Source organism: Alloyangia pacifica (genome assembly GCF_003111685.1).
GTDB classification, from domain to species: domain Bacteria; phylum Pseudomonadota; class Alphaproteobacteria; order Rhodobacterales; family Rhodobacteraceae; genus Salipiger; species Salipiger pacificus_A.
Genome location: NZ_CP022189.1, coordinates 1937892 through 1957264, shown reverse-complemented (window position 1 = coordinate 1957264; position 19373 = coordinate 1937892). Strand labels below are relative to the sequence as shown.

Genomic DNA, 19373 nt, shown 5'->3' with positions numbered 1-19373 from the left:
AGAGACCCCGAGACCTATGCAGCTTTCCGATTTCGACTTCCCTCTGCCCGAGGACCTCATCGCCACGCGCCCGGCGCATCCGCGCTCCTCGGCGCGGCTGCTGGTGGCCGAGGGCGAGACGATCACCGACGCCATCGTGCGCGACCTCACCGACTGGCTGCGCCCCGGCGACCGGCTGGTGCTGAACGACACCAAGGTGATCCCGGCGCGGCTCTCGGGGCTGCGGCACCGCTCGGGCGCGCAGGGCGAGACCGAGGCCCGTATCGAGATCACCCTGCTCGAGCCGCGGGCGGACGGGCTCTGGGCGGCGCTGGTCAAGCCGCTGAAGAAGCTGCGCGAGGGCGAGACGGTGGTGCTGTCAGAGCGGCTTTCGGCGACACTCGAGGCGCGCGAGGAGGGGCAGGGGCTGTTCCGCTTCAACCTGAGCGGCGAGGATTTCGACGCCGCGCTCGCCGAGGCCGGGGCAATGCCGTTGCCGCCCTATATCGCCGCCAAGCGCGCCGCGGACGAGCAGGACAAGGAAGACTACCAGACCGTCTGGGCGCGCGCCTCGGGCGCGGTCGCCGCCCCGACGGCATCGCTGCACTTCGACGTGCCGCTGCTGGCGGCGCTGAAAGAGAGGGGTGTGGAGTTCACCCATGTGACGCTGCACGTGGGCGCGGGCACCTTCCTGCCAGTCAAGGTCGATGACGTGACCACCCACAAGATGCACGGCGAATGGGGCGAGGTTACCGACGTCGCCGCCGCCGAGATCGCTGCGACCAAGGCGGCGGGCGGGCGCGTCATTCCCGTCGGCACCACGGCGCTGCGGCTGATCGAGACTGCGGCGCGCGGGACGGGGTTGATCGCGCCCTGGCGCGGCGTGACGGATATCTTCATCTACCCCGGCTTTGACTTCCACGTCGCCGACGCGCTGATGACCAACTTCCATCTGCCGAAGTCGACCCTGATGATGCTGGTCGCCGCCTTCATGGGCAAGGCGCGGATGGACCGGGTCTATGCCCATGCGCTGGCCGAGCGGTACCGGTTTTTCTCTTACGGCGACGCTTCGCTGCTGATCCCCTGACTCGGGCCTCAGCGCAGGGTGACCGTATCGCCGTTCAGCAGGGTCGTGGCGTTGAGGCAGATGGGCAGCAGCTGCAGATCCGTGGTGATTTCGGAAATCTCGCGCACTAGCGGGTTCACAACGCCGCCGAGGAGGCCGAGCGTGTCGTGCAGCACCCCGCCAGTCTCCTCGACCGTCTGGTCGAGATACTGGCCAAGCGGCGAGTCCGTCGAAACCAATGCGGGAATGCCCGCCACCGCATCGAGATCGGCAAAGAGCAGCACCTTCACCCCGTCGCCGGGTGCGCAGGCTGGGGAGCCGGTGAGGACCCTATCGGGCTGCAGCCGAAGTTCGTCGAGATCGCGCACCAGCGAAAGCAGGTTCGTCACCACAAGGCTGGCGCGCAGCGAGACCTCGCCCTCGAAACTGATCGGGCACTCGGAGAAGATCGCCGCGTTCTCCACCACGAAGCCATCCCCCAGCCGGAGCACTTCGCCGGGCTCGCAGTCGATGTAGACGCTGCCGTCGCTGATCACCTCGACGTCATCGAGATCGCGGATATTGATGTTCTGCGTCGCGGTGCGCGCAACCTCCTCGAGGTCGTGCTGGCTGAGCGTCTCGAGGCCGAAGAGATCGAGACCGGGCAATTCGATCCCCCGGGAAATCAGCTTGTCGATCAGCCTGTCGGTTTCCTCGGTGCGCCAGAGCGGTGCTTCGCCGTAACCCACTCCCGCATTCGCCATGAGGCAGATGCCGATATAAACATCGAGTGCCGAGATATCGGCTCGCGCCTGCAGCGAGAGCAATGGGTCCGGGCAATCAAGCGCCCCCCGGGTGCGGAACTGCGCGACGGCCTGTCCCTGGATATTCCAGGGGTCATAGCCGAAAAGGCCGACGAAATGCAGGGGCTCGGGATTGCCGTGGACCCTATCGCGGTTGAGCGTGACGCGCACCGCGTCGGTCGGTGTCTGGTTGGGAATGAAAACGCCGCTCTCGGGATCGCGCCGGCCAATCTCGAAGCTGCCGTCATGCCAGGCGTCCCCGAGCTTGGCCGTGCGCAACCCGTCGTCGGCGATCCGTTCGGCAACCCCGCGCGGCGTTTCGAGCGCGATCGGCTCCGAGGCGCGGATGGCGGCGCTCAGCGCCGCTGCCTCCGCGGTCGACTGCAGGATCTCGCGCACCCGCCAGGCATTTGCGGAATCCACCGCCGCGCCGCCTGCGAGCACGCCGACAACCACCAGAAACAGCGCGTAGACGGTGCCCGCGCCATCTTCTTCTCTCCAGAGCCCGGCGGCGCGCGCCTTCGCGAGGCGGCCGGGCATCAGTTCGGCTCCCGCAGCATGGAAACCGAAGCGTTGAGGTCCCCGACGAGGTAGCGTCCCATGACAGGGGTCAGCGAGGCCTCGGGGCCGGCAAGGGCAACCCGCGCGTCGACCTCGTCGGGGCCGGTCTCGACCGAGATCCGATAGGGCGCATTACGAAACAGCAGCCGGTCCCTGAGGTAGTCGTCGGCGCGATCGGGCAGCACCCGGTGCAGGGATACGGCGCGTGCGGTTTCGCGTGCGGCGTTCCACATGCTCGCGTTCAGGACCATCATGAAGGCAAAGTCCAAAACAAGCGCGAGCATGAAAATCATCGCGGGCGCCCAGATTGCGACCTCGACCGTGAGCGACCCCTCCTCGTCGCGGACGAACTTCCTTGCGCCAATGTTTTTCCAGGGAAATCGAAAAATCATGCCGGTTCTGGCAATACCCGTCGTGCGCGTCGTCATGGCGAGCGCCCCCTTTTACTGGTTCCTCCTTCGGCGGGGAAACTCGACCCGCCGGAAGTCTATTTTAGACTGAATCTTGCCGATATTGCGGCAACCTTCGCGCAGTGAGTCGTCCTATATGTATTTGATGTGAATTTTCGGAATAGGATTTCGTTAAATTGTTGCAAAACAAATAGTTTATTTTCGCTCTGGGAATTGAAACAGTCCGTTTCCGTTCGCCTTTGAGGGCACATTCCGCTCAGGTCGCCACCTCGCCACCGGATGCGACATGCCCAAAATACGGGCAATTCGCGAAGCCTCTTGCGCATGGGCCGCGTGACAGGCAGGGCAGGGAGAAAGGCAGAATCGGCGCCAGGGCGTGGCGCTAGATTGGGACAAAGGGTCTGACCGATGACTGAGGTTCTGAAACACTCCTGGGCGCTGCTGCTCGGGGTCATGCTGCTGATGGTGGGCAACGGCCTGCAGGGCTCGCTGCTTGGCGTGCGCGGCGGTGGCGCCGGCTTCTCGGCCTTTGCCATGTCCGTGGTCATGGCGGGGTACTTCGCCGGCTTCCTGCTGGCGTCGCGGGTCACCCCGGGGATGATCCGCCGGGTCGGCCACGTGCGGGTCTTCGCCGCGCTAGGCTCGTTCATCTCGGCGGTCCTGATCCTTTACCCGGCCTTCCCGCATCCCATCGTCTGGACCATCGAGCGCATGATCATCGGCTTTTGCTACTGCGGCGTCTACGTGACCGCCGAGAGCTGGCTCAACAACGCCTCGTCGAACGAGAACCGCGGCCAGGCGCTCTCGGCCTACATGATCGTGCAGATGGTCGGCATCATCGCCGCGCAGATGCTTCTGCTGGTGCCCGACCCTTCGGGCTTCCTGCTCTTCGTGATCCCTTCGGTGCTGGTCTCCATCGCCTTCGCCCCGATTCTGCTGTCGATCTCGCCGACTCCAGCCTTCGACACCACTCGCCCGATGAGCCTGCGCGAGCTCTACACCGTCTCGCCGCTTGGCATGGTCGGCATGTTCCTGCTTGGCGGGGTCTTCGCCTCGCAGTTCGGCATGGCGGCGGTCTACGGCTCCGAGGCGGGGCTGACGCTGGCGCAGATCTCGACCTTCGTCGCCGCCTTCTACGTCGGTGCGCTGGTCACTCAGTATCCGCTTGGCTGGCTGTCGGACCGGATGGACCGACGCGTGCTTGTGGTGATCGTGGCGCTGGTCGGGGGACTCGCCGCGGCGGCGGCGGTTTCGCTGTCGGGTCACTTCACCGTGCTGCTCGGCGCGGCCTTCCTGATCGGCGGCGCGTCCAACCCGCTCTACTCGATCCTCATCGCCCACACCAACGACTACCTCGGCACCGACCGCATGGCGGCGGGCTCGGCGGGGCTGCTGTTCATCAACGGACTCGGCGCCATCGCCGGCCCGCTGATCTCGGGCTACGCGATGGAGACCATGGGGCCGGGCGGCTTCTTCGTGCTGATCGCGGCGCTGATGCTGGGGCTCACCGCCTATGCCGGCTGGCGCATGACCCGGCGCCCGGCGCCGGAGTCGGATGACGCCGCAAGCGTTACAGCCGTGGGCCCGGTGTCCTCGCCCGTCGCGGTCGAACTGGCGCAGGAAGTGGCCATCGAGGCGCAGGAGGCAGCCGAGGCGGAAGCCGAGGAGGCCGCGCGTCTCGAGGCCAGCGGCGCGCCGACCTCCCGCTGAGTGCCCATTTTCTGAGCGTTGCATCAAGGAACCAGGGAATGTCGCAATTGACAGAATTTGTGACTTCGCCTTGCGGCAGGGGCGCGTGTAACCTTTTAGTGACAGCGGAGCGGCACGTAAGGATGGAACCATGAAAGCCCCCGAAGACATTCTGGCATTCTGGCTCGACGAAACAGAGGCAGAGCAATGGTACAAGGCGGACGAGGCGCTGGACGCCGAGATCCGCTCCCGGTTCGAGGAGACCTGGAACGGCGCGATGGAGGGACGGTTCGGCCTCTGGCTCACCTATCCCGGCGGCGCGCTGGCCTATATCCTCCTGCTGGACCAGTTCTCCCGCAACATGTTCCGCGGCAGCGCCAAGGCCTTTTCCGCGGATGCAATCGCACTGGCGGCGGCGAAGCAGGCAATCTGGCGCGGCTGGGACGTGAAGATCGACGAGCCCGCTCGGCAGTTCTTCTACCTGCCGCTGATGCACTCCGAGAATCTTTGCGATCAGGAGCGCTGCATTCGCCTGATGAAGGAGCGTCTGCCCGAAACCGGCGCCTCCAACCTGCTGCACGCCCGCGCCCACCGCGAGGTGATCCGCGAGTATGGGCGCTTCCCGACCCGCAACGAGGCGCTCTCGCGCCCCACGACCACGCCGGAAAGCGGCTACCTGCAGGGTGGCGGCTACGGCGAGGTGCTGCGCAAGCTGCAGACGGTCGAGGCGGCCTGAGCGCCTCGCAACGACATTCGGCAGGGCCCGCACGATCGGATCGCGCGGGCCCTTCGCATGCCTGCTGGCGGGGTGTCGACGGTGGGTTGCGCATTTGCTTCTGGCTAGCCACCTTGCTCTCGACCCGGCCGAGCCCTAGCTGACCGGGCGGAAGGCGTTCTCTTGCGGCGTGGCGTTGAAGCTCCGCGGGGGATGGTTTAATATCAAACTAATTTGACTCGGCGGGAGAGAGCCATGGCTTCGCAAAGCTTCGACATGATCGTCATCGGTGCCGGACCCGGGGGCTACGTCGCCGCCATCCGCGGCGCGCAGCTCGGCCTGAAGGTGGCCGTGGTGGAGCGCGAGCACATGGGCGGCATCTGCCTCAACTGGGGCTGCATTCCGACCAAGGCGCTGCTGCGCAGCTCGGAAATCTACCATTTCATGCAGCGCGCCAAGGAGTACGGCCTGACCGCCGAAAAGATCGGTTACGATCTCGACGCGGTGGTCAAGCGCTCGCGCGGCGTGGCGAAGCAGCTCAACTCGGGCGTCACCCACCTGCTGAAGAAGAACAAGGTCACCGCCTTCATGGGCGAGGCGACCATCCCCGCAAAGGGCAAGGTCACCGTCAAGACGGACAAGGGCACCGAGGAGCTGACGGCGAAGAACATCGTGATTGCCACTGGCGCCCGTGCCCGCGAGCTGCCCGGCCTCGAGGCCGACGGCGAGAGCGTCTGGACCTACAAGCACGCGCTGGTGCCGAGCCGCATGCCCAAGAAGCTGCTCGTCATCGGCTCGGGCGCCATCGGCATCGAGTTCGCCAGCTTCTACAACACGCTCGGCGCCGACACGACGGTGGTCGAGGTGATGGACCGAATCCTGCCGGTGGAGGATGAGGAGATCTCGAAATTCGCCAAGAAGCAGTTCGAGAAGCAGGGCATGACCATCCGCGAGAAGACCATGGTCAAGCAGCTCGACCGCGCCAAGGGCAAGGTCACCGCGCATATCGAGCAGAACGGCAAGGTGACCAAGGAAGAGTTCGACACGGTGATCTCGGCGGTCGGCATCGTCGGCAACACCGAGGGGCTGGGCCTCGAGGCGCTTGGCGTGAAGGTCGAGCGCACCCATGTGGTGGTCGACAAGCATTGCCGCACGGGCATCGAGGGCGTCTACGCCATCGGCGACATCGCCGGCGCGCCCTGGCTGGCGCATAAAGCCAGCCACGAGGGCGTGATGGTGGCCGAACTCATCGCCGGCGGCCATCCGCACGCGGTCGAGCCCTCGTCCATCGCCGGTTGCACCTACTGCCACCCGCAGGTCGCCTCGGTGGGCCTGACGGAAGCCAAGGCCAAGGAAGCCGGCTACAAGATCAAGGTCGGTCGCTTCCCCTTCATCGGCAATGGCAAGGCGATCGCGCTCGGCGAGCCCGAAGGCCTGGTCAAGACGATCTTCGACGAAAAGACCGGCGAGCTTCTGGGCGCGCATATGGTCGGCGCGGAAGTGACCGAGCTGATCCAGGGCTACGTCGTGGGCCGCCAGCTCGAGACCACCGAAGAGGATCTGATGAACACGGTCTTCCCGCACCCGACGCTGTCGGAAATGATGCACGAGAGCGTGCTCGACGCCTACGGCCGCGTGATCCATTACTGAGGGCGTGGCAGGGTCAAAAGCACGAAAGGGCGCCCTTGCGGCGCCCTTTTTTATGGCGAGTCGACACTTGGGGCCGGTGAGGGGGCTCAGCCCCCGGCCGCGCGAGGTATCAGTGCGAGAGCCGCGCGAGGAAAGCTTCGACCTTCGGCGCCAGCCAGTCCCAGAGCTTCGGGGCGCCGCTTTGGATCTTCGGCGCCATCTTCTTCTCGAACACCGGCCAGGTGACCTTGTAGTCCACCCAGGAGCCGCCCTCCGTGACGAGGTTCATGTTGGGCGGCTGGAAGCGGTCTACCGACTTGGCGAAGCGCGCGTCGGGCGTCTCGTTGGCCTCGAATTCGTCCCAGAGCGCGCGCAGCGCGGCGCCCTGGTCGGCGGGCAGCAGGCCGAAGAGCCGGTCGGCGGCGGCGGCTTCCTCGGCCTCCTTGGCGGCCTCGTCGACCTCGCCGAAGAACGGGTTGTCTCCGGCGTCGATCTCCACCAGATCATGCAGCAGCAGCATCTTGATGACGCGCTCGATGGTGACGCCCTCTGGAGCATGCTCTCCCAGCACCAGCGCGAAGAGCGCAAGGTGCCAGCTGTGCTCGGCAGAGTTCTCGAAGCGGGCGCCGTCCGATGTCTTGGTGGCGCGGGTGACCGCCGAGAGGCGGCCCGCCTCGATGAGGAAGGCCATCTGTGCATCAAGGCGGTTGGTCTGGCCGTCGGGGGTCATTCCTGCGGCTCCTCGGGGATGTTGGTGCCGCCGGCCTTGGCGGCATTCAGCCGCTCGACGAGGAAGGCCCGTGCCCGGCGCTCGGCGAGGCGGACGCGGATCGAGGTGAGATAGGCTTCCTCGAGCGTGGTGGAGGAGGCACCGATGACTTTGGCCACCTCCATGAAGAAGCGTTCGTCGCCGGTGAGCTTCATCACCTTGAACGTGTCCTCGGCCAGCTTGTCGGCCAGCTCCTGGGTGAGGTTCATGGGCACTCCTCCCGGTCGTGCGGTCTAGGGTTTTCGGAGGTCAGCCAGGGCGGGCGACGGACATGCAAAGGCCGGCGCGAGGCCGGCCTTTGGGCTGTTTCAGCGGCTGGTCTCGGTCAGGCGGCGCTTCACGTAGCCGGTGACGCTGTCGATCATCGTCTCCATGTGCGGCTCTTCGAAGAAGTGCCCGGCGCCCTCGACCTGATCGTGGGTGATGGTGATGCCCTTCTGCTCCTTGAGCTTGTTCACCAGCGTCGTCGTGTCCGCGGGCGGGGCCACGCGGTCATTGGTGCCATTGATGATCAGCCCAGAGGAGGGGCAGGGCGCGAGGAATGAGAAGTCGTACATGTTGGCCGGCGGCGAGACCGAGACGAAGCCGGTGATCTCGGGGCGGCGCATCAGAAGCTGCATGCCGATCCAGGCGCCAAAGGAGAACCCGGCGACCCAGCAGTGCTTGGAGTTGTTGTTCATCGACTGCAGGTAGTCGAGCGCCGAGGCGGCGTCGGAAAGCTCGCCGATGCCCTGGTCGTATTCGCCCTGACTGCGCCCCACGCCACGGAAGTTGAACCGCAGCACGGTGAATCCCATGTTGTAGAACGCGTAGTGAAGGTTATAGACGACCTTGTTGTTCATCGTCCCGCCGAACTGCGGATGCGGGTGCAGGACGATGGCAATGGGGGCGTCGTTGTCTTTCTGCGGATGATAGCGGCCTTCGAGGCGGCCTTCGGGTCCGGGAAATATGACCTCGGGCATCGGGCGGAAGTGCTCCTGATCGGTGTGCGCGAAATTGTTGACGAAATTTCTGCGGCACTTTAGAACGTTTCTAAATCCCGTGCGGGCACGGGAGAGGGCTTGATTGCAGATATGCAATTGCCCGGTCAAGGTCAATCGGTTGGGCGCGAAGGTGCCCGGGAGGCAAGCGTGAAGCTGAGCACCAAGGGGCGTTACGCGATGGTCGCGCTGGTCGACATCGCCCTCCAGCCGGAGGGAGAGCTGGTGACGCTGGGAGACATCTCGCGGCGCCAGGACATTTCCCTGCCGTATCTCGAGCAACTCTTCGTCAAGCTGCGACGCGCGGGGCTGGTGGCCTCGGTGCGCGGACCCGGCGGCGGCTATCGCCTGGCGCGCACGCCCGACGAGATCCGCGTGGTCGACGTGCTGGCGGCGGTCGACGAGACCGTTGACGCGATGCACAAGGGTGCGGGCGCGTCGGGTGGGGCCTCGGGCAGCCGGGCGCAGTCTCTGTCGAACCGGCTCTGGCAGTCACTATCGGCGCATGTCTATGTGTACCTGCATCAGGCGCGGCTCTCGGATGTGGTCGGCAATGCGCTGGCACCCTGTCCGGCGGTGCCGTCGCTCTTTGCCATCGTCGACGAGCCGGTCTCTGACGAGGAGCGGGAAGAGGTCGAGGATATTCTCTCGGACGAGATATGATCCCGAGCCGGCGTGAAACCTGGACACTATGAAAGAGGGGGCGGCGTGACGCGGGCCTATCTCGACTGGAATGCCACGGCGCCGCTGCGCTCCGAGGCAAAAGACGCGATGATCGCGGCGATGGATCTGGTGGGGAACCCCTCGTCGGTCCACGCCGAGGGGCGCGCGGCCAAGGGGCTGATGGAAAAGGCGCGGGCGCAGGTCGCCTCGGCGCTTGGCGCCGACGGCGCCGACGTGGTCTTCGTTTCGGGCGCCACCGAGGCCGCGGCCCTGGCCTGCGCCGGGCGCGGGCTGCAGGGCGCAGACATTGAGCATGATGCGATGGCCGCCTGGCTGACCTGCGATCTGCCGGTGGACGGGCAGGGGCGGGTGACCGTGCGCGACCCCGCGAGCACCGCGCTGCAGGCGGCGAACTCCGAAACCGGCGTGGTACAGGATCTGCCGCAGGGCCTCGCGGTGATTGATGCCACGCAGGTCTTCGGCAAGTTGCCCTTCGCCTTCAACTGGACAGGCGCCCAGATGGCCATCGTCTCTGCGCACAAGCTCGGCGGGCCCAAGGGAGTCGGCGCGCTGGTGATGAAGCGCGGCACAGACCTGCCGCCGCAGATGAAGGGCGGCGGTCAGGAGATGGGGCGCCGCGCCGGGACCGAGAACCTGATCGGCATAGCGGGATTTGGCGCGGCCGCAGAGGCAGCCGCGCGCGATCTGGCCGATGACGTATGGACAGGAATCGAAAAACTTAGAACTATTCTAGAGAACGCTATTGCGGCTGCCGCGCCAGAGACTATTTTTGTCGGGAATGGTGCGCCGCGCCTGCCGAACACTTCCTGCTTCGCCCTGCCGGGCTGGAAGGGTGAGACGCAGGTGATGCAGATGGACCTTGCCGGTTTCGCGATTTCGGCGGGGTCGGCCTGTTCCAGCGGCAAGGTCCGCGCCTCCCGCGTGCTGCGGGCAATGGGTTTTGACGACGACGTGGCCGGCTGCGCGATCCGCGTGAGCCTGGGCCCGACGACACGGGAAGAAGACGTGCTGCGCTTTGCTGAAGCCTGGGCACGTCAGTATCGGAAGAAATACGCGCCCGTGCTCTGAGCCGCGCGCGTCACCGGAAACGCAGGGCGGCGCGCGGCGCTTGCCCCGGGACGACAGGAGATAAAGGCTGATGGCAGCTTTTGACAATATCACCGTGAAGGAAGGTGTCGAGCAGGAGACCGTGGACGCGGTCGAGGCCGTCTCGACCTACAAGTACGGCTGGGACACCGACATCGAGATGGAATACGCGCCGATGGGCCTCAATGAGGACATCGTGCGTCTGATCTCGGAAAAGAACGAAGAGCCCGAGTGGATGACCGAGTGGCGCCTCGAGGCCTACCGCCGCTGGCTGAGCAAGGAAGAGCCCACCTGGGCGATGGTCGACTATCCCAAGATCGACTTCCAGAAGCAGTACTACTACGCCCGGCCGAAGAGCTTCGAGACCAAACCGCAGTCGCTGGACGAGGTCGATCCCAAGCTGCTGGCAACCTATGAGAAGCTCGGCATTCCGCTCAAGGAACAGATGATCCTCGCCGGTGTCGAGGGTGCCGAGGACGCGCCTGCCGAGGGCCGCAAGGTCGCCGTGGACGCGGTCTTTGACTCGGTTTCCGTGGGCACCACCTTCCAGAAGGAACTCGAGAAGGCAGGCGTGATCTTCTGTTCGATCTCCGAGGCCATCAAGAAGCACCCGGAGCTGGTCAAGAAGTACCTCGGCTCGGTCGTGCCGGTGTCGGACAACTTCTACGCCACGCTGAACTCGGCGGTCTTCTCGGATGGCTCCTTCGTCTACGTGCCGCCGGGCGTGCGCTGCCCGATGGAGCTGTCGACCTACTTCCGCATCAACGCCGAGAACACCGGCCAGTTCGAGCGGACGCTGATCATCGCCGACAAGGGCTCCTACGTGTCCTACCTCGAGGGCTGCACCGCGCCGAAGCGCGACACCGCGCAGCTGCACGCGGCCGTGGTCGAGATCATCGTCGAAGAGGACGCCGAGGTGAAATACTCGACCGTCCAGAACTGGTTCCCCGGCGATGAGAACGGCAAGGGCGGCATCTACAACTTCGTCACCAAGCGGGCCGACTGCCGTGGCGATCGGGCCAAGGTGATGTGGACGCAGGTCGAGACCGGCTCGGCCGTGACCTGGAAGTACCCGTCCTGCATCCTGCGCGGCAACGAGAGCCAGGGCGAGTTCTACTCGATCGCCATCGCCAACAACCACCAGCAGGCCGACACCGGCACCAAGATGATCCACCTTGGCAAGAACACCAAGAGCCGGATCGTCTCGAAGGGTATCTCGGCGGGCGTGGCGCAGAACACCTATCGCGGTCTCGTGTCGATGCACCCGAAGGCGAAGAACTCGCGCAACTACACCCAATGCGACAGTCTGCTGATCGGCGACAAGTGCGGGGCCCACACGGTTCCCTACATCGAGGTGAAGAACAACTCCTCGCGCGTCGAGCACGAGGCGACCACCTCGAAAGTCGATGACGATCAGCTCTTCTATTGCCGCCAGCGCGGCATGGACGAGGAAGAGGCGGTGGCCCTGGTGGTCAACGGCTTCTGCAAGGAAGTGCTGCAGGCGCTGCCCATGGAGTTCGCCATGGAAGCCCAGCAGCTCGTCGCCATCTCGCTCGAAGGCTCGGTGGGCTAAGGCCCGCCGCAGGGAGACGCCGGATGCTGCAACAGCTGGTACTCGACTCCGCCGGTGCGGCGATCGGCGTCTTTGTGGGCGTGCTGATCGGCCTTGGCGTGCGCAAGCGGAAGGGCAATACCGAGGGGCTTCTTGGCGGCTCGGTGCTGCTCACCGCGAGCGCGGCCGCCGGGGTCGCACTGCTCGTGATGATGGCCTTCCGCTATTTCTTGGGTTGAGGGCCGCGCGATGATCGTCACCACAACAAACACCATCGAGGGCCACCGCATCACCGCCTACAAGGGTATCGTGGTGGGCGAGGCCATCATGGGCGCCAATGTGATGCGCGATCTCTTCGCGCGGGTGACCGACATCATCGGCGGGCGCTCGGGCGCCTATGAGGCCAAGCTGCAGGATGCCCGCGACGTGGCCATGCGCGAGCTCGAAGCGCGCGCAAAGGTGTTGGGGGCGAATGCGGTGGTCGGCGTCGATCTCGACTACGAGGTGGTGGGCGACTCGATGCTCATGGTCTCGGTGTCGGGCACGGCGGTGGTGATCACGCCATGACCGAAGCGTTGGTTCGGCCCGAGCTGACCCTGCCCGAGGCGGAGGCGGCGCTGCTGCGCGCCGAGTACGCGCGGGCAGAGGTGATCCTCGAATACGGCTCGGGCGGCTCGACCGTGCTGGCCGCGGAGATGCCCGGCAAGACCGTCTTCACGGTGGAGTCGGACAAGGATTGGGCGCAGGGGATGCGCCGCTGGTTCGCCGAGACCCCGCCCGCCGCGGGGACCGAGGTGGACGTGATCTGGTCCGACATCGGGCCGACCAAGGAATGGGGCCACCCGGTCGACGAGATCGAGTGGCGCAGCTTCCCGGAGTACCCGCTGAAGGTCTGGGAGCTGCCCGAGTTCCGCCAGCCGGACGTGGTGCTGGTGGATGGCCGCTTTCGCGAGGGCTGCGCGCTTGCCGCCGCCTTCCTGACCGAGAAACCGCTGGTGCTGCTCTTCGACGACTACGCACCGCGGGCGCACTATCACAAGGTCGAGCACTGGCTCGGCCGACCGCAAATGACCGGCCGCATGGCCCGGTTCGAGATCGTCCCTCAGGCCTTCCCGGTGAAGGATCTGCTGCGGATCATGAAACTGTCCGTGCGGCCCTGACCGCACCCCCAAGGAGGGAAACCTATGCTGGAAATCAAGAACCTTCAGGTGAAGCTGGAAGAAGAGGACAAGCAGATCCTCAAGGGTGTGGACCTGACCGTCGAAGCGGGCAAGGTGCATGCGATCATGGGCCCGAACGGCTCGGGCAAGTCGACCCTGTCCTACGTCCTGTCGGGCAAGGACGGCTACGAGGTCACCGGCGGCGAGGCGCTGCTGGAAGGCGAGGACATCCTCGAGATGGAGCCCGAAGAGCGCGCCGCGGCGGGCCTCTTCCTGGCGTTCCAGTACCCGGTGGAAATCCCCGGCGTCGGCAACATGACCTTCCTGCGCACCGCAGTGAATTCGCAGCGCAAGGCCCGCGGCGAGGAAGAGATGTCCTCGACCGAGTTCCTCAAGGTCATCCGCGAGAAGGCCAAGTCGCTGAAGATCGATGCCGAGATGCTCAAGCGCCCGGTCAACGTCGGCTTCTCGGGCGGTGAGAAGAAGCGCAACGAGATCCTGCAGATGGCGATGCTCGAGCCGAAGATGTGCATCCTCGACGAGACCGACTCCGGCCTCGACGTCGACGCCATGAAACTGGTCGCCGATGGCGTGAACGCGCTGCGCGACGAAGGCCGCGCCTTCCTCGTGATCACCCACTACCAGCGCCTGCTCGACCACATCAAACCGGATGTCGTGCACATCATGTCGAACGGCCGCATCATCAAGACCGGCGGCCCCGAGCTGGCGCTCGAGGTCGAGCAGAACGGCTATGCGGACATCATCGAGGAGGAGGCGTAATGGCACTTCCCCAAGTCAAGCAGACCGCGACCGACGCGCGTCTGGCCGCGCTCAGCCTGCCCGAGGGTGGCTGGTCGCGTCCGGCCCGCGAGGCGGCGCTGGCCCGCGTGCAGGCCATGGGCCTGCCCGGCGGCCGTGACGAGTACTGGAAATTCACCCGCCCCGACACGCTGACCGTAGTCGAGGCGCCCGCCGCCGCCGTGATGGCCGCGGACGACGAGGCGCCGGTCTTCAGCGAACGCGACCGGCTCAAGGTGGTCTTCGTCGACGGCGTGTTCAGCGCCGAGGACTCCGATGATCTGGCGCTCGAAGGGCTGAGCATCGAGCGTCTCGCCGAGGCTTCGGACATCCACTGGGCCAAGGATCTCTACGGCACGCTGGAACAGAGCGGCCAGACCCCCGTCGAGCGCCCGCTCGCCGCGCTCAACACCGCCTTTGCGACCGATGGCCTGCTGATCCGCGTGACCGGCAAGGTCGCAAAGCCCGTGCACCTGCTTTATCGCCACGAGAGCGACAGCTCCGATGCAATCCTGCACCACGTGGTGAAGGTCGAAGAGGGCGGCGACGTGACGCTGCTCGAATCCGGCCCCGCCGCCGCGCGCTTCAACGCGGTGATGGAAGTTGACGTCGCCGATGGCGCCGGCTTCCACCACATCCGGGTCCAAGGCCGCGACCACGAGCGCCGCGCCGCGACGCATATCTTCGGCCGGCTCGGCACCGAGAGCACCTTCAAGACCTTCACCCTCACGGTGAACGGCGTGCTGACCCGCAACGAGGCAGTGATCGAGCTGACCGGCGACGATGCGGCGGTGCATGTCGCGGGCGCCTGCATGGGGGATGGCGATTTCCACCATGACGACACGGTGTTCATCACCCACGACGCGGTGAACTGCGAAAGCCGCCAGATCTTCAAGAAGGTGCTGCGCAACGGCGCGACCGGCGTCTTCCAGGGCAAGATCCTGGTCAAGCCCGGCGCACAGAAGACCGACGGCTATCAGATCAGCCAGTCGCTGCTTCTGGACGAGGACAGCCAGTTCCTCGCCAAGCCGGAGCTCGAGATCTACGCCGACGACGTGGCGTGTTCGCATGGGTCGACCTCGGGCGCGATCGACGAGGACGGTCTGTTCTACCTGCGCGCCCGCGGCGTGCCGCGCGGCACCGCCGAGGACCTGCTGACCATCGCCTTCATCGCCGAAGCGGTGCAGGAGGTTGAGGACGAGGACATCCAGACCGAGATCAACGAGCTGGTCGCGGCCTGGCTGGGCCGTCGCCGCGACTGATGTCGCTCTCGCGCGAGATCGTCGCCACCTACCGGGGGCCGGGCGCGGTGATGAGCCGCCTGCTGTCGCAGGGCCCCCGAGAGGACCGGGCGTTGATGCTCGTCATGGCCGCCTGCGCGATGTTCTTCGTCGCCCGGATGCCCGCGCTCGCGCGGCAGGCGCATCTTGAAGGTACGGAGCTCAACCCGCTCATGGGCGCGTCGCTGCTGGCCTGCATGGTGATCCTGCCGCTTGCGCTCTATGTGCTGGCGGCGCTGAGCCACCTCGTTGCCAAGCTCTTCCGCGGCCGGGGAACTGGCTACGGCGCGCGGCTGGCGCTGTTCTGGGCGCTGCTGGCGGCAAGCCCGCTGGCGCTGCTCAACGGGCTAGTGGCGGGGTTTGTCGGCGAGGGTCTGCAGCTCTCGCTGGTGGGGCTGCTGTGGTGCGCGGTCTTCCTATGGTTCTGGATCGGCGGCCTCAGGGCTGCGGAATGGCCCGGGGACCGGATGGCCGAACGGCCCGCCGGATGACCGTGGCGGGTCTTCTTTCGCTGGCCTGGCAGACCGTCACCGCCCCGCGCGAGGTGGCGCGGATGCTGCTGGGCCTGCATCTGTCGCGCGAGGCGCTGCTGACCGGCTTCGGCCTGGTCGTGGCGCTGAATGCGCTGCTGGTCGGGCTGATGCAGCTCGGCGGCGAGCTGGGCCCGGTGGGCGGGCTGATGCCCGTGCCGATGGGGCTTTTGCTGGCCGTGATGCTGGCGGGCTCGATCGTCACGCTGACATGGGCCGGGCGCAGCTTCGGCGGCACTGCGCGGCTCGAGGATGTGGCCGTGCTGCTGATCTGGCTGCAGGGGCTGCGGGCGCTGGCGCAACTCGGGGTGGCGCTGATCGGCGCGGTCTCGGGCGGGCTGGCGGCGCTGCTGGTGCTTGTGGCGCTCTGCGTGGGGCTCTGGATCCTGGTCGCCTTCCTCGACGAGGCGCATGGTTTCGGCAGCCCTTTAAAGGCGCTGCTGGTGCTGATACTCGCGACCCTGGCGCTGCTCGCGGCGCTGATGATGATCGCCTCCCTGATGGGGGGAATGCCGAACGGGATGGCAAGCTATGTATGACGTGCAACAAATCCGCGAGGATTTTCCGATCCTCTCCCGCGAGGTGAACGGCAAGCCGCTGGTCTATCTCGACAATGGTGCCTCGGCGCAGAAGCCGCAGGTGGTGATCGACGCGGTGACCCGTGGCTATGCCGAGGAATATTCCAACGTCCACCGCGGGCTTCACTACCTGTCGAACCTCGCCACCGAGAAATACGAGGGCGTGCGCGGCACCATCGCGCGCTTCCTCGGCGCGCGGGACGAGGAAGAGGTGGTCTTCACCAACGGCTCGACCATGGGCATCAACCTCGTCGCCTACGGCTGGGCCATGCCCCGCATGGAGGCCGGGGACGAGATCATCCTGTCGGTCATGGAGCATCACGCGAATATCGTGCCCTGGCACTTCCTGCGCGAGCGGCAGGGCGTGGTGATCAAATGGGTCGACGTGGACGCCACCGGCACGCTCGATCCGCAGGCGGTGCTGGACGCGATCACGCCGAAGACCAAGCTGATCGCGGTCACGCAGGTGTCGAACGTGCTGGGCACGGTGGTCGATATCAAGGCGATCTCGGCAGGTGCGCGCGAGAAGGGTGTGCCGGTGCTGGTCGACGGCTCACAGGGCGCGGTGCACATGCCCGTCAACGTCGAGGAGCTGGGCTGCGATTTCTACGCAATCACCGGCCACAAGCTCTATGGCCCCTCGGGCTCCGGCGCGATCTGGATCCGCCGCGAACGCCAGGGTGAGATGCGCCCCTTCATGGGCGGCGGCGACATGATCCGCGAGGTCCACAAGGACAGCATCACCTATGCCGAGCCGCCGATGAAGTTCGAGGCGGGAACGCCCGGCATCGTGCCGCAGATCGGCCTTGGCGTGGCGCTGGAGTATATGATGGGCCTCGGCATGGAAAACATCGCCGCCCACGAGGCGAAGCTCGCCAATTACGCCGCATCGAAGCTGCAGGGGCTGAACTGGCTCAACCTGCAGGGCACCACGCCCGGCAAGGCGGCGATCTTCTCCTTTACGCTCGACGGCGCGGCGCATGCGCATGACATCTCGACGATCCTCGATAAGAAGGGCGTCGCGGTGCGCGCCGGGCACCATTGCGCCGGCCCGCTGATGGATCACCTCGGCGTCACAGCGACCTGCCGCGCCTCTTTCGGCCTCTACAACACCGAGGCCGAGGTCGACACGCTGGTCGAGGCCTTGGAACTGGCCCACGAGCTCTTCGCCTGAGCCTTACCCGGCTCCGCCGCCGGATTTGCGAATTCGAAAAGAGAGAAAGCCCCAGACGTCGCGCAGACGTCCGGGGCTATCTTTTTGGTCTCAATGTCCCGTGGCGGTTCGCGCAGCGGGCGGGGCGGGTTATTCCACCGTCACGGATTTCGCGAGGTTGCGCGGCTGGTCCACATCGGTGCCCTTGGCAATGGCGGCGTGGTAGGCCAGCAGCTGCGCGGGCAGGGCATAGAGGAGCGGCGCGAGGCGCTCGTCCACCTCGGGCAAGGTGATGCTCTGCCAGATGCCGTCCCCGGCCTCCTCGATGCCGCGCGCGTCCGAGATCAGGCAGACCTTGCCGCCGCGGGCCATGACCTCCTGCATGTTCGAGACGGTCTTGTCGAAGAGCCCGTCGCGCGGTGCCATGACGATCACCGGTACCGATTTGTCGATCAGCGCGATGGGCCCGTGTTTCAGCTCTCCGCTCGCGTAGGCCTCGGCGTGGATATAGCTGATTTCCTTCAGCTTCAGCGCGCCTTCGAGCGCCAGCGGATACATCATGCCGCGGCCGAGGAAGAGCACGTCGCGGGCCTCGGAGATCTTCCGCGCGGCGTCCGCGATGGCGCCGTCGCGGTCGAGCGCCGCGTTGAAGAGGCCCGGCAGGGCGCGGAGCTGCGCCAGCAGCTCGGACTTCTCGGCAGCTTCCATGTGCCCGCGCGCCTCGGCCGCCTTGATGGCGAGCAGCAAGAGCACGTTGAGCTGGCAGGTGAAGGCCTTGGTCGAGGCGACACCGACCTCGACGCCGGCGTGGATCGGCAGCGCCAGATCGCTTTCACGGGCGATGGTCGAGGTCTCGACATTGACCACCGAGACGATCCGGTCTGCCCGTCCCGCGCAGTAGCGCAGCGCAGCCAGCGTGTCGGCGGTCTCGCCCGACTGGCTGACGAAGAGCGCGACGGTGCCCTTGGTGACGGGGGGCTCGCGGTAGCGGAACTCCGAGGCGATATCGACCTCCACCGGAATGCGGGCGAGCTTCTCGAACCAGTATTTGGCTGTGAGGCAAGCGTAATAGGCCGTGCCGCAGGCGACCAGCACCAGCCGGTCGACCTCGGCGAAATCGAGGCCCGGGGAGGGCAGGACGATCTCGTCGCCCTTCAGGTAGGCCCCCAGCGCCTCGGCCAGCACGGTCGGCTGCTGGGCGATCTCCTTGGCCATGAAGTGCTTGTAGCCGGCCTTGTCGACCTGCGTCTGGTCGAGCCGTACGCGTTTCTCCTCGCGCGCCACCGGCGCCCCGGACTCGTCGAAGATTTCGGCACCGGCGCGGGTGACCACGGCCCAGTCACCCTCTTCGAGGTAGGTGATGCGGTCGGTCATCGGGGCGAGCGCGATGGCGTCGCTGCCCACGAACATCTCGCCGTCACCGTGGCCGATGGCCAGCGGCGAGCCCTTGCGGGCGGCGACGATGAGGTCTTCCTCGCCGTCGAAGAGGAAGGCCAGGGCAAAGGCCCCCTCCAGCCGTCCGAGCGCCTTCGACGCCGCCTCGACCGGGCCGAGGCCGCTGGCGAGGTAGTGCGAGACCAGCATGGCGACGGTCTCGGTGTCGGTCTCGGTCTCGGGGGCGAGGCCCTGATCGGCCAACTCGGCGCGCAGTTCGCGGAAGTTCTCGATGATGCCGTTGTGCACGACCGAGACCTTGCCCGCGCGGTGCGGGTGCGCGTTGCGCTCGGTCGGGGCGCCATGGGTGGCCCAGCGGGTGTGGCCGATGCCCGCCTTGCCCGCGAGCGGGTCGTGCACCAGCAGATCCTGCAGGTTCACCAGTTTGCCGACGGCGCGGCGGCGGTCGAGCAGGCCGCCGTTCACCGTGGCGATGCCCGCGCTGTCATAACCGCGGTACTCGAGGCGTTTCAGCGCCTCGACCAGCATGGGGGCAACCTCGTGCTTGCCCAGGACGCCGACGATTCCGCACATGGTC

At 66.2% G+C, this 19373-nt stretch carries 21 protein-coding genes; 15 read left to right on the top strand and 6 right to left on the bottom strand.

Going from position 1 to position 19373, the window contains the following annotated elements; translation table 11 throughout:
- Window positions 1-16: 16 nt before the first annotated feature.
- Complete coding sequence (gene queA / locus CEW88_RS09415; RefSeq protein WP_108966217.1) at window positions 17-1066, top strand: tRNA preQ1(34) S-adenosylmethionine ribosyltransferase-isomerase QueA; 1050 nt, start codon at window positions 17-19, stop codon at window positions 1064-1066.
- Window positions 1067-1074: 8 nt separating this feature from the next.
- On the opposite strand, the gene CEW88_RS09410 is transcribed toward queA, so the two are convergent.
- Both CEW88_RS09410 and CEW88_RS09405 read right to left on the bottom strand, forming a co-directional pair.
- Window positions 1075-2367 (bottom strand): pilus assembly protein TadG-related protein, encoded by a 1293-nt coding sequence (locus CEW88_RS09410; RefSeq protein WP_108966215.1) that lies wholly within the window; start codon window positions 2365-2367, stop codon window positions 1075-1077.
- The gene (locus CEW88_RS09405; RefSeq protein WP_108966212.1) at window positions 2367-2816 is read right to left on the bottom strand and encodes a TadE/TadG family type IV pilus assembly protein; all 450 of its coding nucleotides are present in this window, start codon (window positions 2814-2816) and stop codon (window positions 2367-2369) included. The genes CEW88_RS09410 and CEW88_RS09405 overlap by 1 nt, the downstream gene beginning before the upstream one ends.
- Window positions 2817-3206: 390 nt before the next feature.
- On the opposite strand from CEW88_RS09405, the gene CEW88_RS09400 reads away from it, so the two are divergent.
- The 3 genes from CEW88_RS09400 to lpdA all read left to right on the top strand — a co-directional run bounded on the left by CEW88_RS09400 (window position 3207) and on the right by lpdA (window position 6852).
- On the top strand, window positions 3207-4508 hold the full coding sequence (locus tag CEW88_RS09400; RefSeq protein WP_108966210.1) for an MFS transporter: 1302 nt from the start codon (window positions 3207-3209) through the stop codon (window positions 4506-4508).
- 130 nt (window positions 4509-4638) lie between these two features.
- Window positions 4639-5223 carry a DUF924 family protein gene (locus CEW88_RS09395; protein WP_108966208.1) on the top strand — a complete coding sequence of 195 codons (585 nt, stop codon included), beginning with the start codon at window positions 4639-4641 and terminating at the stop codon, window positions 5221-5223.
- A gap of 234 nt (window positions 5224-5457) precedes the next feature.
- Window positions 5458-6852: a dihydrolipoyl dehydrogenase gene (gene lpdA, locus CEW88_RS09390; protein WP_108966206.1), complete on the top strand. Its 1395-nt coding sequence runs from the start codon at window positions 5458-5460 to the stop codon at window positions 6850-6852.
- Window positions 6853-6961: 109 nt separating this feature from the next.
- On the opposite strand, the gene CEW88_RS09385 is transcribed toward lpdA, so the two are convergent.
- The 3 genes from CEW88_RS09385 to CEW88_RS09375 all read right to left on the bottom strand — a co-directional run bounded on the left by CEW88_RS09385 (window position 6962) and on the right by CEW88_RS09375 (window position 8562).
- Window positions 6962-7561 carry an HD domain-containing protein gene (locus CEW88_RS09385; protein ID WP_108966204.1) on the bottom strand — a complete coding sequence of 200 codons (600 nt, stop codon included), beginning with the start codon at window positions 7559-7561 and terminating at the stop codon, window positions 6962-6964.
- Window positions 7558-7809, bottom strand: coding sequence for a hypothetical protein (locus tag CEW88_RS09380; protein ID WP_108966202.1), 252 nt, complete (start codon window positions 7807-7809; stop codon window positions 7558-7560). The genes CEW88_RS09385 and CEW88_RS09380 overlap by 4 nt, the downstream gene beginning before the upstream one ends.
- Window positions 7810-7908: 99 nt before the next feature.
- Window positions 7909-8562: an alpha/beta hydrolase gene (locus CEW88_RS09375; protein ID WP_108966200.1), complete on the bottom strand. Its 654-nt coding sequence runs from the start codon at window positions 8560-8562 to the stop codon at window positions 7909-7911.
- A 168-nt stretch (window positions 8563-8730) separates the two neighbouring features.
- On the opposite strand from CEW88_RS09375, the gene CEW88_RS09370 reads away from it, so the two are divergent.
- The 11 genes from CEW88_RS09370 (at window position 8731) to CEW88_RS09320 (ending at window position 17422) form a co-directional block, all read left to right on the top strand.
- Window positions 8731-9243, top strand: a complete 513-nt coding sequence (locus tag CEW88_RS09370; protein ID WP_108966198.1) for an Rrf2 family transcriptional regulator — start codon at window positions 8731-8733, stop codon at window positions 9241-9243.
- Between the two features lie 45 nt (window positions 9244-9288).
- Window positions 9289-10332 (top strand): cysteine desulfurase family protein, encoded by a 1044-nt coding sequence (locus tag CEW88_RS09365; protein WP_108966196.1) that lies wholly within the window; start codon window positions 9289-9291, stop codon window positions 10330-10332.
- 70 nt (window positions 10333-10402) lie between these two features.
- On the top strand, window positions 10403-11923 hold the full coding sequence (gene sufB / locus CEW88_RS09360; protein ID WP_108966194.1) for a Fe-S cluster assembly protein SufB: 1521 nt from the start codon (window positions 10403-10405) through the stop codon (window positions 11921-11923).
- A 23-nt stretch (window positions 11924-11946) separates the two neighbouring features.
- Window positions 11947-12141, top strand: coding sequence for a hypothetical protein (locus CEW88_RS09355; protein ID WP_108966192.1), 195 nt, complete (start codon window positions 11947-11949; stop codon window positions 12139-12141).
- 10 nt (window positions 12142-12151) lie between these two features.
- Window positions 12152-12469, top strand: a complete 318-nt coding sequence (locus CEW88_RS09350) for a heavy metal-binding domain-containing protein (protein ID WP_108966190.1) — start codon at window positions 12152-12154, stop codon at window positions 12467-12469.
- Complete coding sequence (locus CEW88_RS09345) at window positions 12466-13062, top strand: hypothetical protein (RefSeq protein WP_108966188.1); 597 nt, start codon at window positions 12466-12468, stop codon at window positions 13060-13062. The genes CEW88_RS09350 and CEW88_RS09345 overlap by 4 nt, the downstream gene beginning before the upstream one ends.
- 24 nt (window positions 13063-13086) lie before the next feature.
- Window positions 13087-13842: a Fe-S cluster assembly ATPase SufC gene (sufC, locus tag CEW88_RS09340; protein ID WP_108966186.1), complete on the top strand. Its 756-nt coding sequence runs from the start codon at window positions 13087-13089 to the stop codon at window positions 13840-13842.
- Entirely contained in the window at window positions 13842-15122 is a 1281-nt protein-coding gene (locus CEW88_RS09335) for a SufB/SufD family protein (RefSeq protein ID WP_108966184.1), read from the top strand. The genes sufC and CEW88_RS09335 overlap by 1 nt, the downstream gene beginning before the upstream one ends.
- The gene (locus CEW88_RS09330; protein ID WP_108966182.1) at window positions 15122-15631 is read left to right on the top strand and encodes a YIP1 family protein; all 510 of its coding nucleotides are present in this window, start codon (window positions 15122-15124) and stop codon (window positions 15629-15631) included. The genes CEW88_RS09335 and CEW88_RS09330 overlap by 1 nt, the downstream gene beginning before the upstream one ends.
- Window positions 15592-16209, top strand: a complete 618-nt coding sequence (locus CEW88_RS09325) for a YIP1 family protein (RefSeq protein ID WP_254694378.1) — start codon at window positions 15592-15594, stop codon at window positions 16207-16209. Before CEW88_RS09330 ends, CEW88_RS09325 begins: the two co-directional genes overlap by 40 nt.
- Entirely contained in the window at window positions 16202-17422 is a 1221-nt protein-coding gene (locus CEW88_RS09320; protein ID WP_108966179.1) for a cysteine desulfurase, read from the top strand. The genes CEW88_RS09325 and CEW88_RS09320 overlap by 8 nt, the downstream gene beginning before the upstream one ends.
- 129 nt (window positions 17423-17551) lie before the next feature.
- Here the strand turns inward: CEW88_RS09320 and glmS are convergent, their stop codons facing one another.
- Window positions 17552-19369 (bottom strand): glutamine--fructose-6-phosphate transaminase (isomerizing), encoded by a 1818-nt coding sequence (gene glmS, locus CEW88_RS09315; RefSeq protein ID WP_108966177.1) that lies wholly within the window; start codon window positions 19367-19369, stop codon window positions 17552-17554.
- Window positions 19370-19373 lie beyond the last annotated feature (4 nt).